Here is an 18,955-nt window from a genome sequence, read left to right as displayed (position 1 = left end):
TTGCTATATCGGTATATTATTTAATTGCAAGTCCCTAAGCTAGATGCTGTCTGCCAACGGGTGAAGTTATCCACATTATCTGTTAATTGGAGCTTAAAAGGGGAAGCTGATACTCCCACATCTACTACAGACCAACGAGTGAAGTCATCCACATCTGTTAATTGCAACAGTTGCATGAAGGTAGCAATCCCTTGTTCATTCCCTGGGTTGATTTTCCCTAAAATTTTTGCTGCATCACTACGGGTGTACTCATCCACATCTTTTGATTGCAACAGTTGCACTAATGCGGCAATAGCTTTTGTACGGTCTGTCTGTTGTAATGCTAATATAGCTTCATTTAGATACTGAAAGTGTGTCCACTTCTGTTTTTTGATATTGAAATAACCAAAGCACCACTTGACAATTTGTGCTACTATTTGGTCTGCTTGAAAAGCATCCCTAAACTCGGCAATTCCTGCTGCGCCTAAAAAATAAGTGCGATATTCATAAAATCCTTTATCTATAGGATTTTTATTCCCATTACTACATCCATCTTTAAAATTAACTAAAGCATCAATAAACTCTTGCTTTTGCTGTTTAAGGTTTTCTTGGTTTTCTTCTTCTCGCCCTAACCAAAGTAATATTGTTTGCTTCCATTGCGGTTCAAAAATGCGATAAGTTCCTTGACTAGGATTTTTGGAAACATGATTAAGAAAGAAATGCCAGTCATCAATTGCTAAAGCAGCAAAGTATTCTTGAAATGAAGCATGAAAGAAAGCGTAAACAGGTTTTCTATTTGTATCCATTCCTACGCAGTTCAACCAGCCGCGATTTAGTGCCAATTTGAACAGCGAATTTTCATCATCAGCATCTCCCAAAAACTGACTGACAAAATCCTGCCGCAAGCGAAAACGGGTTGCTTCTTTATCTATTGCTGTTTTAGCCAATTCCCCTAGTTTGACATTGAGTTGCTGACGCTGCTGAGGTGTTGTAGCAAATTCGTTTGTTTTCCACTTGTAGAAGTCATCAACAAATTGCTGATAGAGTCCCGCTTGGGTATCGGGTAATTTACCATTTCCTGATTGCCAATTTAAGCACAGTAGTGTCAACCGCAAAGGATTTTTGACTAAATCCTGAATCCGTTCTTTACCTGGTTCTTTCAACGCACTGCATAACTGCTTCCCAGTTTCGGGAATTTCAATTTTATTGAACCATTTGTAAATAAATTTCTCTACATCTTTTGGATAAGAAAAATCTAAACTGCGATAAATATCAAAATCATCAAGTGCATTAATACTGCTATCCCACAGATTAACCCGACAAGTCAACACAATTCGCGCTGGAGAAATTAACCCGGCTTCACGAAATTGTCGGGCAATTTCTGTGAGAGGATTAGATGCCGACATTTCATCTAATCCATCTAGCAGCAGCCACACATTATTTTGCTTGAACAGATCAACAAAATCATCCTTGAGTTGCTTAGTGGCTTCAGCTTTACCTGTTTTCTCAGCGACTTGAGTTAACCAAGTCTCGAATAGATAAGATTTTAGTTCCTTCTCTCGCAAATCTGCTAAAGATACCCAAATCACAATCGACTGGTGAATCTCACGGGATACCCAATCAGCAATTTGCTGTAACAGTGTTGTTTTTCCTGCACCAGGTTCGCCAATAATGGCAATTCGTTTACCTTTACTTTTGGGTGTGTTCTGCTGTTTGAGAACTTCTTCAAGAAAAGCATCATGCTCAAACGTTTTGGTGATTTCTGTCTCTTTGTACAGTTGTGAACCCTGTTCTGGAGAAATATCACCTTGACGCTTGGATGTTTTTTTGCGCTCAATTAATCCCAGTGGTACGTAAACATCATCAACTTGTAGGGCAACCCCTTCAGTTGATGTCAGAGGATTTGTAGTCAGCTTTCGCCGTTCTGCCAGCATTTTACAGCAGACTTCACGCCAATCATTGGGAGTTAACTTTGTCCCATCCTCCCCTGGAGACGACTGTAGTCAGTTGTAAGTGTTGTTCTGTGTCCCAATGTCGATTTTTTGGGCAACCATTGCACCTTTTTCAGCTTTTATTTCTTCTGCTAACTTTGCAAAGTTGTTGATAACTGATGGCTGTGATTTGATTTCATCTGCTAATTTTTTAATTTCCTTCCCATTCTCAGATTGGTCATTGTTGACTGCTGCTTCGACTTCTAAAACAGCTTGAGCAATTTCTGAGTCTGCATCTGCTGCTGCTGTCAGTTCCAGCACTGCTTGACCATAATCCAAACGCTGCGGTTCATTTCCCTCAACAGCACTGGTGAGTAATGGTGATTTATTCTTTTGGCGGAGCTTTTCTATTAACTTACCACCTAGCGTCCATGTAGCATCGCCGAGATTTTCGCCGATTTTCTCCTGTGCTTTAGTCCAAAGTGTAGTTGCGATCGCAGTAGCAACAGTCGTCAGTGTTACAGTTACCATAAATTCAAAGTAGATATAGAAATATAGAAATTACCTTATGTATATCTACTTACAAGTATGACAGAAATTTTTATTAAGCAATCAAGTTTTGTAGATTGCGAGCCTGTGCAAGCCGGACGGCTAGTAAGATGGGGTTGCTAGAATGATAATCCTTGTTTGCAAGTTATTTGTCCCTTTTTCTGCGATCGCCTGCACCAAATCAACGGTTAGTTATATGCTTAGGATCTCTGGCTACTCAGCACGGGTTTCGCTCTATGTCGATGTAGCATTGAAATCTTGATTTCTCCTGTATCCTCCTTACCTAACTTTCCATGAACGCATCTCCAGCATCCCCTATGCAGTCTCTCAAGCGGGCTTTAGTTTACCTCAATGCTTACCGTTGGATGAGTTTGGGGGCTATTTTGAGCTTGTTAATGTTCATCGTGGCAAATGCCATCACCCCACAGTTATTTCGCTGGGGGATTGATGAAGGAATTGCCAAAAAGGATCTACAGGTAGTGTTTTTGGTAGGTGGATTGCTAGTTGCGATCGCATTCGGACGCGGATTATTTAGTTTCGGACAAAGTTTTTGGTCGGAAGCGGTTGCACAGGGGGTTGCATATAAGTTGCGAAATCAGTTATTTAGTAAGGTACAGTACCTCAGTTTTAGTTATCACGACCGCGCTCCCACTTCCCAGTTACTAACCCGTGTTACTAGTGATATTGAACAGATTCGCACGTTTGTGGGTGCGACTTTATTACAATTGCTCAGTTCGATAGTTACGCTACTCACTGTTTCCGTAATTCTATTGGTAATGAATTGGCGATTGGCTTTGATTGCTTTGACGGTGGTACCCTTAGCAATGGGTTTGATGTTTTGGTTTTTCTCAAAAACTGGGATGTTGTTTCGGGTAGCACGGCAGGTATTGGGGGAGTTAAATGGAGTTCTTAAAGAGAATTTAGCGGGGGTGCGGACAATTAAGGCTTATGTCCGCGAAGAGAGAGAAGTAAAAAGATATACAGAGAAAAATCAAGAGTTACTAGCCGCAAACTTAAAAACTGTCAAAGCAATTAGTGGGACTTTCCCAAATTTATTTCTACTGAGTAACTTGGTGGTGTTGGTGGTGGTGGGTTATGGGGGGAATGCTGTCATCAATCGGCAATTTTCCATTGGGGAGTTAGTAGCTTTCAATTCCTACTTAGCATTTATCTTACAACCAATACTCCAAATCGGTTTTGCAGCACCAATTATTGCCCAAGCTGCGGCTTCAGCAGCAAGGATGTATGAAGTAATTGATACTGAGGTGGAAATTAAGGATGCTAAAAACGCGGTTCCCTGGAATAATTGTCGGGGAAGAGTTACTTTTGAAAATGTCTCATTTCGGTATCCGGGAACTGAAAATTACGCTCTGAAAAATATCTGTTTTGAAGCCAAACCCAATGAATTGGTGGCAATTTTAGGAACAACAGGTGCAGGTAAAACCACGCTAGTGAATTTAATTCCACGTTTTTATGATGTGACAGATGGAGAAATTCGCATAGATGGCACAAATGTGAAAAACTTCACTTTGGAGAGTATGCGATCGCATATCGGTATCGTGTTCCAAGAATCAAGGCTTTTTAGTGGCACCATCCGCGATAACATTGCTTATGCGGTTCCTGATGCACCAATTGAGGATGTCATTAAGGTGGCAAAATTTGCCCGCATCCACGACTTTATCGCTGGTTTACCACAAGGTTACGAAAGTCTGGTGGGGGAAAGGGGTATCGGTTTATCAGGTGGACAAAAGCAACGGGTAGCAATTGCCAGGACTCTGTTAGCAGATTGCCGCATTTTAATTTTAGATGATAGTACCTCTGCTGTTGATGCTAAAACAGCCAGCGAAATCTATCAATCACTGGACAAATTAATGCATAGTCGCGCTTGTACGACTTTTGTAGTTGCCCAACGTATCAGTACCATCCGCAACGCTGATCGAATTTTACTATTAGATGGAGGAGAAATAGTTGCACAAGGAACCCACGAAGAATTGATGAAGAGTAGTTCACTTTATGGTTCTATTTTAGAATCTCAAATTAAATGAAAAATTAGGCTACTTCGTTAAATGTTAAATAATCGTTGGTCAAATGTTGGGTTACGACGCATTGGAGATTGTTAATTTAGTTTACAGATTGTTGTGCGTCTTCACCAACCTGCGAATCGATACAATTTTACTACAAATGGATGAAATTCCACTCTACTTCCCAATTTTTAAAGAACTCTGGTAAGTCAAACTCGCTTTGAAGCCAGTAATCATAGCCTTCAGAAAGAGGAGAGTTAAAACTCTTGCTTTTACTAATGTAAATGTAGTATCCGCCAGTATTTTTAGGATCATCTTGTACTAAAACATACCATCCCTCGTATTCTCCGCTTAAGACACATCCTAATTTTCCAATTGGAATCATACATTTTGATCAAGCTTGTAGCGACTGTCTGAATTGTCAAGTGCGATCGCACTTCTGTCGTAAGTGACTGGGAAACTCACAAATTTTCAACTACGCTTAGATATTAAGCGCGTAGTTTACCACCGTAGGTATCGCAACATTGAGACAGCTATCTTAAGCCACACCAAAATCTATCAACTGCCGCATTTTTGGAGTGTGAAAGCCAATCACAATATCATACTTTGGTACTCCCATCTCAACTAACTCGGTGGCAATATCAACTTCAGTTGTATTTTGCTGAATCCAAATTTTCTCATCTTTAATATCTAGGTGCATCATACAACCATAAATTCGCTTTTGATTATTCCAACCCACACTCAAAATTTGATAGCGATCGCGTTCGGTATCAAATATTTGCTCTACCTCAACTTCTCCATAACTTGGTTTATATTGAGAATATTTAGTTAATATTTGCTTGACATTTTCTCGATATTTCTCTAGTTTTTCCATGCGATAATCTCCTCCTTCTCGATATCATAAACAATAATTTTTAAGTTATTTTCACTTACAACTATTTGAGTAAAAGGTAGATTAAAAAAGTCATGATAAATTAGTGATGGAACCGCTAAATATAAAATTCTCTCTGGATCTTCTGTACGTAATGCCGTGCGATAATTAATAAACTGCCCTAGTGCCGTATGAAATTCAGAAATTTTGGAGGCACTGACAAAGTTTTTAATCTCAACAGCTATTTTCTCTGTACCTTTTTCTGCTGCCAAAAGTTTTTCAAGACCTAAGTCTATTTGAATATCAACCCCACCACAACGGATGCTTAATGGATCATCTGTAATCATCCACCCATCTTTTTCTAGCGCAGACCTAACTATGTTGTGAAAAAGATCGCGTGCCATATCTTAAACAAATTCTGCACCCATACTGTAATCTCATTGTACCGATAATATCTAGCAAATTGTTAGCGAAACCAATTTCAACACTGATAAGATGAATTATACCTACGATTTGACTGGAATTATCTCAGTCAAACTGAGACTAACGATTGCTTTGGTTAAACTGTATATTTATGGGGAGTTGATTTGAACAACTTGAGAACATCCTTTCTGAATACCTAATAAGGATTAGCTGGATTGAAATGCGGTGACTCCCCAATCGATCAAACCTCACACCCAACTGACTCCTATTCATGACTTTTGCACCACCATCCAAGACATTACAAAGATTCTTCCGCTATTTCTTTGTTTACAAAAAACAGGTTTTAAATGTCCTATTGCTGGTTACTCTCAGCGCTACCTGTTTAGCAACTCCACCTTTTTTAATTGGTTGGTCTATTGATAATCTCATTAAACCTGGTGATTGGCAGGGTTTGGTGAGAATGTTGACGATTTTGCTCGGAATCTACTTTATTGGTAATCAAATAATTAGAGTCCAAATCCGCCGGATTGGCTGGATTATGCAGAGTGTATTAGCGGCACTACGTCAAGATATTTTTACAAAAATTCAAATATTACCCCTTAGTTTCTTCAATCGGAGTCAATCGGGTGATTTGATGAGTCGGTTACTCAACGACGTAAATACAGTTGAACAAACCTTTGGGTTTTCGGTAGCGCAAAATGTGGGCAGTTTGTTTAGTTTAATCGGAATAGCGATCGCTATGTTGTCGATTAACTTGCAATTAGGTTTAGTTAGTAATTTTGTTGTCCCGTTGATGGTGTTTGCTACGGGTTTATTTTCCACTTGGGCAAGAACCAGATTTCGTGTCACCAGACAAACCATCGGTCAACTTTCCGCCCGATTGGAGGAAGATATTAATAGTGTGCGGGAAGCACAGGCTTTTAATCGGATTCAGCGCAACATCGAAAATTTTGATGTTATCAATGCTGCAAACCGCGATGCAAATGTCCAAGCAGTGGCAATTACAGCTGCGTTTATTCCCTCCATCGACTTTTTAAACACCTTGGGAACAGCAGGTGTCATGGCTTATGGGGGATATTTAGCAGTTACAGGTGCAGCAACAGTTGGTACAGTTACAGCATTTTTACTTTACGTCCAACAGTTCTTTCAACCCATCCAAGTTTTGAGTCAATTCTATACTCAAGTGCAATCAGCGATCGCTGGATTGGAAAGAATCTTTCTGCTACTGGATGAACCTGTAATTTTACAAGATGCTGCAAATGCGACAGAAATGCCATACATCAAAGGTGAGGTGAAATTTACTGATGTGGAATTCAGCTATGGTGAGGAACAGATAGCGCTTCAAAGCATCAACTTTACTGCTAAACCAGGACAAACAGTAGCATTAGTTGGGGAAACAGGTTCTGGGAAAAGCACAATAATTAACCTGATTTTACGCTTTTATGATGTTACCGCAGGCACAGTGGCAATTGACGGGATTGATGTTCGCAGCGTTACCCAGGCAAGTTTACGTCGTCAAATCGGTATCGTTCTTCAGGATACAGTGTTACTTAGCGGTACAGTTGCTGAGAATATCGCCTTTGGGAAGCCAGAGGCAACCCAAGCCGAAATTGAAGCCGCAGCCCAAGTTGCCAATGTTCATGAATTTATTATTAGCTTACCCCAAGGTTACGCCACAAAATTGGGAGAAACTGGAATTAGTCTCAGTCAAGGGCAACAGCAATTAATTAGTATTGCCAGAGCGATTTTAATTAATCCCCGCATCCTGATTTTAGATGAAGCTACCAGCAGCATTGATACCCGCACCGAAGCATTAGTTCAAGAGGCAATTTCTCGGTTATTAAAGGAACGTACTAGTTTTGTAATTGCCCATCGTCTTAGTACAATTACGAATGCAGATATACTACTAGTAATTCAAAAGGGAAGAATTATAGAGCGTGGAAGTCATGAAGAATTGATGAGTAAAAATGGTGTATATGCAAATTTACATGCTTTGCAGCTTGGCAAGTAGGTTATTTATTTTCTATTTGAGAATATTCCAACATGGATATTAAAAATAAGTAATGAGTAATAGATATCTCCGGGCAAAGATGTAGAGACGTAGTATTGCTAGGTCTCTACAAAGGTTCTGGATAACCCATAATTAATTTCTGGAGATGTCTAATGAGTAAGTTTTGTAACGGAGAGAAATTGGCGCTTTGATAAAAGGACTAAAAACTTTTTTGCACCGCTACCACAGCGAAATTACAGCAGTAGAAAATAGAGTGGCAAAAGTAGAGGCATAGTTTTAATACCTCTACGATTGAAAGAATTACTTCTGGCAAAGGAGATATAGTCTTAATTAGCTGATTTAAGCTACTAAACCGGATCTTAATGCTCTAACAGCAGCTTGAGTACGATCATCTGCACAAAGCTTATTGAGGATATTTCGGACGTGAGTTTTTACAGTCCCAACGGTGATATACAGCTTTTCAGCTATTTGCCCATTACTGCATCCAGCAACAATCAATTCTAAAATTTCTAATTCACGCTGAGTGAGTGGGTATGTTTCTAAAACTTGTTCATACTCACTATCGAGAGCTTCGATTTTTACTGTTTTGGGTTGGTTTGCAGTTTTTTCTTCAGGAATAGCTTGACGCATTTGCCGTAATACGACGTTTGCGATGGCAGGATCAATCCATGAGTTACCACCATGAGTGGCTTGAATCGCTTCGGCTAACTTATCAATACTTGTATCTTTCATGTAGTAGGAGTCAGCACCAGCCGCAAATGCAGCCAAAACCGTATCCTCACTTTGATTCATCGTCAACATTAAAATCTTTGTGTTGCTGTCACCTTGTTCTGCTTGAAACTGTTTAAATCTGCGTGTCAACTCAATCCCATCCATGTCAGGCAAACCGACATCTACTAGCGCAACGTCAGGTTTGGTAGTTTCTAGTAGCTTTAATCCCTTGATTGCGTTTGCAGCTTCACCAACAACTTTCAGAATATCACTGGACTGTAGAGCAGCTTTTAACCCCATCCGTGTCAAATCGTGATCTTCTATCAGGACAATACTTATTTCACTCATTGCTATACTCACTTTACCTCGATTGCATCTGTCTACAGCCAACTTCCACAGACGTTTTTTCTGTCAATATTAACCATAAGTGATAGTTTAGCAAGAAAACATCCATCAATGGAAGTAGCGGATTATGCCAATAGGAATATTTTTTAACTTTATTTTAACTCTATAAATATTACTTTGGACAGACAGTTACTTTAACGCTAAAAAGAAGACAATGGCGTATGTTAGAAATATAAATTAACTATATAAATTAGTTATGTAATTTCCTCGGAGGGACTGCTTTGTAATAATTGCCATTACTGTAAATGTTTTAGCTATATATATCTTATGACAACTATTCAATCCCAAAAGGGTAAGCTTTTTCTTTTTCTAAAGGACTGAATATTGTTGCTGGTGTGGCTAAAACATTGTGAGAACCGAGTAAAAACTCAAATTATGTGTTTGAGGTAAGAACCTTCATTCGGATTTTATAGTTTTCATGAAGAGGGAACATATTTATTTTAACAAAGTCACGGGCATACCTGAAGTCTTCAACAATTTCAGCCTGATAATCTTAAGAACTATAACTATTGACTGAAGGCTTACAAACACTTATCAATCTAGAATCGTGGTAATAAAAAATAAACATTTATTCTCCAGCTAGTTTTATCAACTTATGATAAGTTTATCTTATTCAGAGAATAACTAAGTTTAAATTCAACTTTAGCAAAATTACACAAAAAATCATGAACATAAAGTTAAAAGCTCTACCCAAAAAGTGAAAAGTAAAAGGGGGAACATTACAGGAGGAGGTATTTATAGTTGTGGAAGAACAATTGCGGATATTAGTCGTAGATGATGATGATGTAGATAGAATAGCAACGCGCCTTGCTTTGATCAAAACTGGCTTACCAATGCAGGTATTTGAAGTCTATGATTATCAAAGTGCATTAGCCGAACTTACCGCAGGTGCCGCAGCTGTTTCAAAGATGCCTTATGACTGTGTTTTTTTAGATTATCGTCTTCCAGATAGAGATGGTTTAGCTCTTGTCAGGCAGTTACGCAAGCTTGGAGTGAAAGTACCACTAATCGTTCTCACGAGTCAAGGGAACGAACGTATCGCGGTAGAATTAATGAAAGCTGGTGCTAGCGACTATCTTTCCAAGTCAAGAATTTCATCAGAAACACTAGCGCTGGTATTACGCAATGCAATTAGAGTTTATCGAGCCGAGATTCAAGCCGAGATGGCAACTCAAAGACTTCGTGAAACTAATGAATTATTAACTTTAAATAACCAAGAATTAGAAGCTCAACGTCAGCAAATTCAACAGCAAAACATTAAGTTGATTGAAGCTTCCCAACTCAAGAATAAGTTTCTCGCTACTATCTCCCATGAATTGAGAACACCGATGAGTTCAATCATCGGTTTTTCACAATTTCTGCTACGTCCGAAATATGGTGATTTAACTCCATCACAGCGGGACATGGTAAAGCGAATTCTAGATAATGGTAAACATTTACTGAATTTATTAAATGAAGTTTTAGATTTTTCTAAGCTGGAGTCTGGAGATTTTTACCTAAAACTACAAATTGTTAATTTGTCCTTGATAGTAAGTTCTGTTGTCGCTGAACTTTCTTCTTTAGCAGAAGCGAAAAAGCTGAAGTTAAAAGTTAGTGATTCCTTGCATAACTCCATGATCTATAATGATCCTTTGCGTACTCGACAAATATTGATGAATTTAATCTCAAATGCGATTAAATTTACCAATCAAGGGATTGTTCAGATTGAGCTAAGGGAAGTAGATACTAGTATGATTGCCATTACTGTCACAGATACGGGTATAGGCATCAAAGCAGAGGATCTTCCAAACATATTCGACGTTTTCCACCAAGTAGATCAAAGTACGACTCGTCCTTATTCCGGGACAGGTTTAGGTTTAGCTATTGTCAATTCCCTAGTTTCGATGATGGGAGGTACAATCACTGTGAATAGTGAGGTTAATAAAGGTTCTAGTTTTAGAGTTGAGTTTCCTAGACAAGCATCATCTACGAAAGAAGCAATTTCCAATTTTATGCTAGAAGAAAATCGTATACGGAATTTTAGAGATGTAAATCATAAGTCGAATTCTGACCCTTTTTTTAATTCGGAATATAAATATGGACGTAAAAGTTACGATAAGTACAAAAGAAAGTTAGATTCGAGTTGAATTGCAATCAACAAAATCTCGGCGGTGAAAAAATAATCGTCAAAAATTTGAAAAAAACTAGATTTTATTCTACTATTTGATAAATATATACACAAGTTCAAATTGTCTGATTGGTTTATTTATTAACTAATCACCGTCTGAGCGATTTAAATGTTTCCCATCATTGAATTGTGAGTCAGTTAGGAAAGTAGACCTTTTGTTATTAAGCGATCAAATATGTTGCCCATAAAAAATAATATTCCCATTGAGCGTATTCTCGCTGTAGACGATACACTAGATAACTTGGTTTTACTTCAGACACTTCTAGAGGTTGAAGGGTACAAGGTTGATATGGTTCCCGATGGTAAGGGAGCGATTGAATATGTAGAGAATTCTCCACCTGATTTGATTTTACTGGATGTAATGATGCCATTCATGGATGGCTATGACGTGACGCGTCACATTCGGAGTCATAAGGAATTTGATGATATTCCCATTTTGTTATTAACAGCTTTCCACGACGTAAGCGTTGTTGAAGGATTAGACGCGGGAGCCAATGATTTCATCCGTAAACCATTTGATCATGATGAGCTTCTAGCGCGAGTGCGATCGCTACTTCGATTAAAGCATAGTTTGGATGCCCAAAGGGAAATGGCAAGGGCAAGGGAAGACTTTGTTTCCCGTCTGACTCACGATTTGCGAACTCCCCTAGTTGCAGCAGATAGAATGTTGGCTCTTTTTAACCAAGAAGTATTTTGCCCAATTTCCGATGATATGAAGCAAGCAATTACTGCGATGAGTCGTAGCAATAATAATCTCTTGGAAATGGTGAATACTTTGCTTGAGGTTTCCCGCTTTGAAGCTGGTAGAAAGTCAATGAATTTTGCTGATTGCAACCTAATCGAGATTATTGATGAAGTTGTGCAAGAACTACAACTGCTAGCTGAAGAAAAAGATTTAATTATAACAGTAGATAATCAAATTAATTCAGATGATGAAAATGCTACTTGTGTATTAGGAGATCGATTAGAATTACGTCGTGTTATCGGTAATTTACTGGGTAATGCAATTAAATTCACCGATTCAGGCAACATTAATATTTGCGTTCAGGAAATACCTGAGACACAAGCAGGTAAGAAGCAAATATCTATCGAAATTGAAGATACAGGATATGGTATTGCTCCTGAAGATTTACCAGAATTATTTAAACGTTTTCGTCAAGGTAAAAATAAGCGCGCTGGTAGCGGTTTAGGATTACATCTATCTCAGCGCATTGTTGAAACCCATGGCGGTAAAATTGAAGCTTCTTCACAATTAGGTAAAGGTAGTAAGTTTAAAGTTATTCTTCCTAAACAATGAGAAAGTAATTAATACCAGTTGATGACAAGAATACGACAGATCGGTTAGTAAGAGGGTGTTTGAAAAGTCTCCTTCTGTGTCATGCTGAGGAAAGAAGCATCTCAGTACGTGGGTTCAAACCCAGATTATTCGTTCCGCAAGGCTCCACTCAGAACGACAATTGATACCTTCCAAAACTTTTCAAACATGCTCTAAGGGTTTAGCAGTGCTAAACCCCTAAATATTGTATATATGTTGCAATGATTTTTTGAGTTGGGACAAAAATGTATCAGCATCCCCAACTTTTTAAAAAGTTGGGGATGCTGTAGTGTTTCGGTTATAAAAAGTGGAATTTAGGGTAATAACAGTTCAGTTAATATTACCGTAGAGACGTAGCACTGCTACGTCTCCACAAGTTTTTTGGTTCTATTTTTATCGTCTTAGTTATTCAATGGGGCTTTTAATACCCCAGCTTGAATCATTAAAAAGGCAGTAGGCATTATCTCAGTGCCTTCTGATGTCATTTCTATTTTTTACCTGTCACTTTGTCCAAAACGTTTTTAACTTCATCTTTGACAGTTACAGCGGTTTTAGAATTTTCGGGACGCTTCATTTTATCTGCATCAGCGTCTCCTTGAACTTCGTTAATACCTTTATTAGCTCGTTCTTGGGTTTCTTCCAAATTTGGGGGTGCAGAACGAGAAACTTCATCAGTTAGTCGTTGTGTTTCTAAAAGTTGGGTGGTAGCTTCATTAGGTTTGCTTTGGTAGCTCTCAATTGCGAAGGCAGGGACGCTATTAGCAAAGATGAATGCAGCACAAATAGCTGTGAGAACTAAAGCGCGGACGGAACGTAATAGTGAAGAAAAATTAACTTTCATTTAGAGGCTCCTCTCAAAGTATGACAATTACAGAAATTTAGATTTCAAGATACAGGCTGAAAAAACTAAATCAAATCAGCTAGTAGATTGTTTGTAACAAAACCAAGCTAGAAATTGATAAATATTTCAGCCTGGTATTTGAATAATCATTGGGCGCAATCATAGTTTAAGAAGTGACTGTCGCGTCTAATAACTAGTTATATGAACTGAGTTATGAGGATAATCCGCTTGTGTCTTTCCCATGCGATGGCGCGAGTACTGAACTTATCAGTTTCCGCTGGTTTTCCAAATCCAATTCGATGCGTTACATATACATTTTTAATGGAAAAATAGCTGTAAGTGAATCAATCGTTAGACTGAATTGAATTAGAATTTGCTTCAGTCTTAGGGAGGATACTGTAAAAATCAAAAGTTAAAGCTTGGAACAATTTGAAATAATAATTGAGACTAAAGGTTTTGAGAATTGTTGGCTATATAACTAACTTGTTTAAGTCTTCTAACACTTGAGCCGCAGTCTGATAGCGATCGCTAAAATGATATAACACCATTTTATCTAAGATCTTTGCTAACTCTTCCCTAACCTCACAAGCATCTTGCCACTGTACAGAGCCTGTTTCCAAGTTGGTTTGAAATTCGTAGGCAGGGATTCCCGTCAGTGATTGAATGGCAATGATTCCCAAAGCATAAATATCACTGCACAACCGGGGATGTCCAGCTAATTGTTCTGGTGGTGCATAACCCCTAGTACCAATAACAATGGTTGCTAACTCTGTTTTTTCCAAGTTAGGTGGTTGCATAGTTTTTACAGCCCCAAAGTCAATTAGCACTAAGCGATTATTTTGAGAATTTCTAATAATATTAGTAGGTTTAATATCACGGTGAATTACACGGTGAGCATGAACAAAACTCAAAACTTCCAAAATATCTTTGAGTAAACTAACAACAAATTTCTGGTCTTTAATTTGATGATTTGGCGGTAGTTCTTCCGAGAGTAATTTACCTTGAATATATTCTTGGACTAAGTAAAACTCCTGTTCTTCTTCAAAATATGCCAATAAATCTGGAATTTGATGATGTTTACCTAAAACTTGTAAAATTTCAGCTTCAGTATCAAATAGTCTGCGGGCAACTTCCAAAAATCGTGGATCACGACGGGCTGGCATTAGCTGTTTAACTACACAATTTGGCTCGTTGGGGCGTTGAGTATCTTTTGCTAAATAAGTGCATCCAAAGCCACCTGAGCCTAAAACCCTGGTGATTTGATAACGTCCAGCCAAAAGGAAATCACCAGTTTGTTTTTCTGGAATATTAGCTGGGGGTAAAGGGTGGGAATGTATATCTTGAATACGGGTTTCTTGAAGCAAAGCACTGAGTTGAGCAATAGCTTCTTGCTGTTTTTCTACTTCGATAATAATTATTTTGGTTTGCTGTTGAGTGCGATAAGCTGTATAAGTGACGACACCAATACTAGACATTACTAAAGCGATGGCAGCGGGAAGAATTGGAATCCATCCCCCTTGAATGAACAAAATGTAGCCAATTCCCACCAACAGAATTACCGTAATACCTTCTAAAACAAGTATTAGGTAAGGATGACGACTACGGAGCGCCAAAACTCCACCAAGCAAAGCCCAAGCAAAAACCCAAAGATTTTCTCCCCAATTTTGCCAGTACCAAATTAAAGGTTTACCATCAAGAACAGTACTCAGAATTTGACTAACTACCTGTGCGTGAATATACAGAGGAGGTGTAACAATAGGTTGGCTTGGAGAATTGCTGTAGGGAGTATATATAGCCTTACTATCAGTTACACTTTCAGCAGTTACACCAATCATGACTAATTTATCTTTAACCCATTCTGGCTTAACCTGATTATTTAGAATTTGGCTGATGTTAACACGTCTTGCTAGTGCATCCGGACGACGGTAGTTAATTAATACCTGATAACCTCTGGCATCAAGTTTTTCATAGTTACCAGAATCAGATTTGAGGGGGGGAATAATGGTGTCACCAATTTTAAGTTGTTGATGTTGATTAAAACTGGAATAGATATTTTGTTGTTCCAAATAATTGAGAGCAGCCATAGCAGCGAAGGAATAGGAAGTATTGCACCTTGTATTGGCTTCCGGTTTAGCTGATAATAGACTGCGGCGGACAATGCGATCGCTATCATCAGAAATCAAGTCACTAAAGCCGATATTATTCTCTCCTAAGTTTTGCGGTGCTGGAATTTCTGGTGTACCCGTATTGCTCTCAGCAAGTCTGCATACACCAATAATTTTAGATTGTTCTTTTTCAGTTAAACCAGAACCCAAATTCTTTTGATTTGAACGATTGATATTTAAAGCAACGATACGGGGTTGATAAGATTGTAACTTTTGTAAAATCTGATTCACAGTTGCATCCGTCAGTGGGTACAGCTGTTTATTTACATCTTCTTGGGTGACTTCAACTAATAATAATCGTGGATCCGGTTCAGCATAACCTTCCCGTGATAAACGCATCATCCCATCGTACATCAGCAATTCCATCGGCTGTAACAATTGCAAACTTCTTACCCCAAGCACTAGTGCTGTTACACCTGCACTACTCAGCAAAACTGTTAATAATAAATTCTTGGGTGCGTTGTTTAGGGTATCACGATAAACGGGGGTGTTTCGAGAATCAGCATCCAGCAGAGGAGAACTTGGGGTCTGATATTTAACCAACGCAGCCCGAAGTTTTTGTATAATTCCAGTCATGACAGCGTTGTGGCATTTGCGCCAAGTGGTAGATGTTACAGAGAAGCTGTATTTTCATTTATTATTTCACGTCTCTGGATATTATGATGAAGTCTAACTGAATATTTACTAAATTTTACCAACTACTTAAAGCAGGACTTACGCAGATGTAGTGGAAACGGTTAGCTATTAGCTACAAGAGCCATAAGTAGACCCTAATAGCATTTTGAGAGGTTTATTTTCTAACCGTTCTCAGGATACTTTCCCTAACATTCAGCACTAATTACTGGTTCTACATCAGCATGTAAGAATAATCCGTATTCCAAGCCTTCCACCACAGCGTGATAGGAAGCATCGAGAATATTCGTAGAAACACTGACTGTTGTCCAACGTTGATGTCCGTTGCGCGACTCAACTAATACGCGAGTTTTAGCGGCTGTACCAGCATTTTCATTGAGAATCCGCACTTTGTAGTCAGATAATTCAAAGTCGCTAATTTGAGGGTAGAAGTTGCCTAGAGCCTTTCTGAGGGCAGCATCCAAGGCGGCGACAGGTCCATTGCCCTCGGCGACTTCGAGAATATCTTTACCATTTACGGCAATTTTCACCGTTGCTAAGGCATTGTTTGTTTCTTTACCCCTTGCCAATTCACAATGCACCTGAAAGCCTTTAATTTCAAAGAATTGCTGACGACTTCCCAAAGCTTCCCGCATCAATAGTTCAAAACTGGCTTCAGCAGCTTCAAATTGATAACCTTGGCTTTCTAATTCCTTGAGACGTTCTAAAATTTCTCTGGTAGCTGGGTTCTCTTTTTCCAGTTCAATGCCAAAAGTCCGGGCTTTTGCCAAAACATTACTGACACCTGCTTGTTCAGAAATCACAATTCGTCTGTGATTACCAATTTGTTGAGGTTGGATATGTTCGTAGGTGAGGGGATTTTTTTCCACTGCGGAAACATGCATTCCTCCCTTGTGGGCAAAAGCGGAACAACCAACAAAGGCTGCATGGTCGTCTGGTGCTAAGTTTACCACTTCACTGACAAAGCGACTAGTTTCTGTTAATTGGGCTAACTGATTTTCAGCGATGCAGTGATAACCCATTTTGATTTGAAAATTGGGGATGAGGGAACACAAATTGGCATTTCCACAACGTTCACCATATCCATTAATTGTACCTTGCACCATTTTCACCCCTGCCATGACTCCAGCGATCGCATTCGCCACCGCAGTATCACTATCATTATGGGTGTGGATGCCAATCTGGGTATTTGGGGGTAATTTTTGGATCACTTCACTGACAACCCGACTAACTTCATGGGGTAAAGTTCCGCCATTAGTGTCACACAAAACCACCCATTCTGCACCAGATGCGATCGCACTTTCCAAAGTTTGTATAGCATACTCAGGATTATGCTTATAACCATCAAACCAATGTTCGGCATCGTAAATAACTTTGCGTCCCTGAGTGCGAAGATACTCAATAGTATCGCGGATCATCTCCAAATTTTCTGTTAGAGTAGTTTTTAAACCCTCTGTAACATGCAAATCCCAAGATTTACCAACAATCGTTACCCAGTGAGTCGCGGCAGCTAAAAGCGATCGCATCATTGGATCAGTTGCCGCAGTTTGGTGAGGACGGCGGGTAAAACAAAATGCTACAATCTCAGCCTGTTTAAGTGGCTCTGCCTGCAATTGCCAAAAAAATTGTACATCCTTTGGATTAGCACCGGGCCAACCACCCTCAATAAATGGAATTCCCATCTGATCGAGTCTACGAGCAATACGTAATTTATCTTCAATAGATACCGATAAACCTTCACGCTGAGTACCATCACGCAAAGTAGTGTCGTATATCCAGAGTTGATTTGGTGAGTTTTCGATCATATAACAGAAGAAGCGTGCGAAAATTTTCTGAATGATGTGTAATTTTACTGGAAAAGTAGGACTAGTAACTTTTTAGATGCCTCAAGTAATAGCTCAAGGTCAAACAATCGAATGTTCCCCTAAAACTAATTTACGTTCCTGTTTGCTACGGAATGGAATTGAACTTTACAATGGCGGTGCTAAGGTAATTAACTGTCGTGGAATCGGGACTTGTGGCACTTGTGCTGTTTATATTGAAGGTGAGGTTAACCAGCCAAACTGGAAAGACAAAGCGCGACGCTCACTTCCTCCCCATTCTCCCACAAGAGAATTACGCCTAGCATGTCAAACACAGGTATTAGGCGATCTCAAAGTTACAAAATATGATGGATTTTGGGGACAAGGTTCTCAAGTCGTTTGGACACCTAAAGGTTAGATTAAGGAGATAATTATATGGGCAGATGGACACCTCTCATCCTCATGGCTGGAGGATTGGCGATATTATTAGGTACCGTTATTGGTACTTTGTTCCCAATGGGAGCACAACAAAATGCTAAAGCACCACAAACTGGGACGGAGAAAGTATCCGGTGTTTTACCAGCAAATATCAATGTCAACAATAGCACCGCCTCTAATTCCACCACAACCACCCAAACCAGTCGCGTTGCTCAAGGTGGCACAACAACCAACGGTGGCAACACTTCTGATACTAGCACTGACTCGAATACTAATATAGATCAGTCTTCGCAAGCTGCACCCGCATCTGGTTCTAACAATAACGGTGGCAATGCTCCAATTCGGGCTTTGTGGTAATCTAACTGGTGGATTAATTAATTTAATAATCTCCCATTCGGGATGGGAACAGGGAAAAGAGGAAATAACTAGCCTTAAAATTAGTTTTTAAAGCCCAATTCGTGACATTGCGCGAATGTGGCTGAACTAGTTTTCCCTGTTTCCTTTTATTTTAAAGGACGTAAAGCATGATTACTTTTTAAATTCAGAGGTTCAGATTCCCGTCTTCTTCCACATTAGGAATATCGAAAAGTTTTCATCTATTTTTTAAATATATCTCATCAAAGTAAAATCAGTATAAATGTTTAGCTAAGATGCGAAATTATTATAGACAGTCTTATTACTATGGAATATTAC

15 protein-coding genes are annotated in these 18,955 nt (G+C 39.1%); 6 read left to right on the top strand and 9 right to left on the bottom strand.

All coding sequences use genetic code 11. The features are described 5' to 3' along the window. Nucleotides 1–20: 20 nt before the first annotated feature. The gene (locus CAL6303_RS00920; protein WP_015195957.1) at nt 21–1,913 is read right to left on the bottom strand and encodes an NACHT domain-containing protein; all 1,893 of its coding nucleotides are present in this window, start codon (nt 1,911–1,913) and stop codon (nt 21–23) included. A 69-nt stretch (nt 1,914–1,982) separates the two neighbouring features. Further along, nucleotides 1,983–2,441: a hypothetical protein gene (locus CAL6303_RS00915; RefSeq protein ID WP_015195956.1), complete on the bottom strand. Its 459-nt coding sequence runs from the start codon at nt 2,439–2,441 to the stop codon at nt 1,983–1,985. Nucleotides 2,442–2,752: 311 nt separating this feature from the next. On the opposite strand from CAL6303_RS00915, the gene CAL6303_RS00910 reads away from it, so the two are divergent. Next, nucleotides 2,753–4,504: an ABC transporter ATP-binding protein gene (locus CAL6303_RS00910; protein ID WP_015195955.1), complete on the top strand. Its 1,752-nt coding sequence runs from the start codon at nt 2,753–2,755 to the stop codon at nt 4,502–4,504. 130 nt (nt 4,505–4,634) lie between these two features. Here the strand turns inward: CAL6303_RS00910 and CAL6303_RS00905 are convergent, their stop codons facing one another. From CAL6303_RS00905 to CAL6303_RS00895, 3 genes are all read right to left on the bottom strand, one after another. Continuing rightward, nucleotides 4,635–4,865, bottom strand: coding sequence for a hypothetical protein (locus CAL6303_RS00905; RefSeq protein ID WP_015195953.1), 231 nt, complete (start codon nt 4,863–4,865; stop codon nt 4,635–4,637). Between the two features lie 153 nt (nt 4,866–5,018). Next, a complete protein-coding gene (locus CAL6303_RS00900; protein ID WP_015195952.1) occupies nt 5,019–5,354 on the bottom strand; it encodes a XisI protein in 336 nt (111 codons plus the stop codon). Then, complete coding sequence (locus tag CAL6303_RS00895; RefSeq protein ID WP_015195951.1) at nt 5,342–5,755, bottom strand: XisH family protein; 414 nt, start codon at nt 5,753–5,755, stop codon at nt 5,342–5,344. Before CAL6303_RS00895 ends, CAL6303_RS00900 begins: the two co-directional genes overlap by 13 nt. A gap of 290 nt (nt 5,756–6,045) precedes the next feature. Here CAL6303_RS00895 and CAL6303_RS00890 point away from each other — a divergent pair, with 290 nt between their 5' ends. Then, the gene (locus CAL6303_RS00890; RefSeq protein WP_015195950.1) at nt 6,046–7,785 is read left to right on the top strand and encodes an ABC transporter ATP-binding protein; all 1,740 of its coding nucleotides are present in this window, start codon (nt 6,046–6,048) and stop codon (nt 7,783–7,785) included. A gap of 339 nt (nt 7,786–8,124) precedes the next feature. Here CAL6303_RS00890 and CAL6303_RS00885 read toward each other — a convergent pair whose 3' ends face one another. Beyond that, on the bottom strand, nt 8,125–8,844 hold the full coding sequence (locus CAL6303_RS00885) for a response regulator (RefSeq protein WP_015195949.1): 720 nt from the start codon (nt 8,842–8,844) through the stop codon (nt 8,125–8,127). An 800-nt stretch (nt 8,845–9,644) separates the two neighbouring features. Between CAL6303_RS00885 and CAL6303_RS00880 the strand changes: the two genes are divergently transcribed. Continuing rightward, complete coding sequence (locus CAL6303_RS00880) at nt 9,645–11,027, top strand: hybrid sensor histidine kinase/response regulator (RefSeq protein ID WP_015195948.1); 1,383 nt, start codon at nt 9,645–9,647, stop codon at nt 11,025–11,027. Nucleotides 11,028–11,243: 216 nt separating this feature from the next. Continuing rightward, complete coding sequence (locus tag CAL6303_RS00875) at nt 11,244–12,365, top strand: hybrid sensor histidine kinase/response regulator (RefSeq protein WP_015195947.1); 1,122 nt, start codon at nt 11,244–11,246, stop codon at nt 12,363–12,365. Nucleotides 12,366–12,870: 505 nt separating this feature from the next. Here the strand turns inward: CAL6303_RS00875 and CAL6303_RS00870 are convergent. The 3 genes from CAL6303_RS00870 to cimA form a co-directional block, all read right to left on the bottom strand. Then, nucleotides 12,871–13,224, bottom strand: coding sequence for a hypothetical protein (locus CAL6303_RS00870; protein ID WP_015195946.1), 354 nt, complete (start codon nt 13,222–13,224; stop codon nt 12,871–12,873). A 470-nt stretch (nt 13,225–13,694) separates the two neighbouring features. Further along, nucleotides 13,695–15,965, bottom strand: coding sequence for a CHASE2 domain-containing serine/threonine-protein kinase (locus CAL6303_RS00865; protein WP_015195945.1), 2,271 nt, complete (start codon nt 15,963–15,965; stop codon nt 13,695–13,697). Nucleotides 15,966–16,210: 245 nt separating this feature from the next. Further along, entirely contained in the window at nt 16,211–17,827 is a 1,617-nt protein-coding gene (cimA, locus tag CAL6303_RS00860) for a citramalate synthase (protein ID WP_015195944.1), read from the bottom strand. A 76-nt stretch (nt 17,828–17,903) separates the two neighbouring features. Between cimA and CAL6303_RS00855 the strand changes: the two genes are divergently transcribed. Next, nucleotides 17,904–18,242, top strand: a complete 339-nt coding sequence (locus CAL6303_RS00855) for a 2Fe-2S iron-sulfur cluster-binding protein (RefSeq protein WP_015195943.1) — start codon at nt 17,904–17,906, stop codon at nt 18,240–18,242. A gap of 17 nt (nt 18,243–18,259) precedes the next feature. Next, nucleotides 18,260–18,619: a hypothetical protein gene (locus CAL6303_RS00850; protein ID WP_015195942.1), complete on the top strand. Its 360-nt coding sequence runs from the start codon at nt 18,260–18,262 to the stop codon at nt 18,617–18,619. Nucleotides 18,620–18,955 lie beyond the last annotated feature (336 nt).

The organism is Calothrix sp. PCC 6303, assembly GCF_000317435.1.
In the GTDB taxonomy this organism is placed as follows: domain Bacteria; phylum Cyanobacteriota; class Cyanobacteriia; order Cyanobacteriales; family Nostocaceae; genus PCC-6303.
The sequence above is the reverse complement of the archived record's forward strand: the minus strand, read 5'-3'. Positions and strand labels throughout refer to the sequence as shown.

Coding starts and splice junctions, on each gene's coding strand:
- CAL6303_RS00920 (WP_015195957.1), bottom strand. CDS start 1,913: ATGCTGGCAGAACGGCGAAAGCTGACTACAAATCCTCTGACATCAACT.
- CAL6303_RS00855 (WP_015195943.1), top strand. CDS start 17,904: ATGCCTCAAGTAATAGCTCAAGGTCAAACAATCGAATGTTCCCCTAAA.
- CAL6303_RS00905 (WP_015195953.1), bottom strand. CDS start 4,865: ATGATTCCAATTGGAAAATTAGGATGTGTCTTAAGCGGAGAATACGAG.
- CAL6303_RS00870 (WP_015195946.1), bottom strand. CDS start 13,224: ATGAAAGTTAATTTTTCTTCACTATTACGTTCCGTCCGCGCTTTAGTT.
- CAL6303_RS00885 (WP_015195949.1), bottom strand. CDS start 8,844: ATGAGTGAAATAAGTATTGTCCTGATAGAAGATCACGATTTGACACGG.
- CAL6303_RS00895 (WP_015195951.1), bottom strand. CDS start 5,755: ATGGCACGCGATCTTTTTCACAACATAGTTAGGTCTGCGCTAGAAAAA.
- CAL6303_RS00875 (WP_015195947.1), top strand. CDS start 11,244: ATGTTGCCCATAAAAAATAATATTCCCATTGAGCGTATTCTCGCTGTA.
- CAL6303_RS00915 (WP_015195956.1), bottom strand. CDS start 2,441: ATGGTAACTGTAACACTGACGACTGTTGCTACTGCGATCGCAACTACA.
- CAL6303_RS00865 (WP_015195945.1), bottom strand. CDS start 15,965: ATGACTGGAATTATACAAAAACTTCGGGCTGCGTTGGTTAAATATCAG.
- CAL6303_RS00900 (WP_015195952.1), bottom strand. CDS start 5,354: ATGGAAAAACTAGAGAAATATCGAGAAAATGTCAAGCAAATATTAACT.
- CAL6303_RS00850 (WP_015195942.1), top strand. CDS start 18,260: ATGGGCAGATGGACACCTCTCATCCTCATGGCTGGAGGATTGGCGATA.
- CAL6303_RS00890 (WP_015195950.1), top strand. CDS start 6,046: ATGACTTTTGCACCACCATCCAAGACATTACAAAGATTCTTCCGCTAT.
- cimA (WP_015195944.1), bottom strand. CDS start 17,827: ATGATCGAAAACTCACCAAATCAACTCTGGATATACGACACTACTTTG.
- CAL6303_RS00910 (WP_015195955.1), top strand. CDS start 2,753: ATGAACGCATCTCCAGCATCCCCTATGCAGTCTCTCAAGCGGGCTTTA.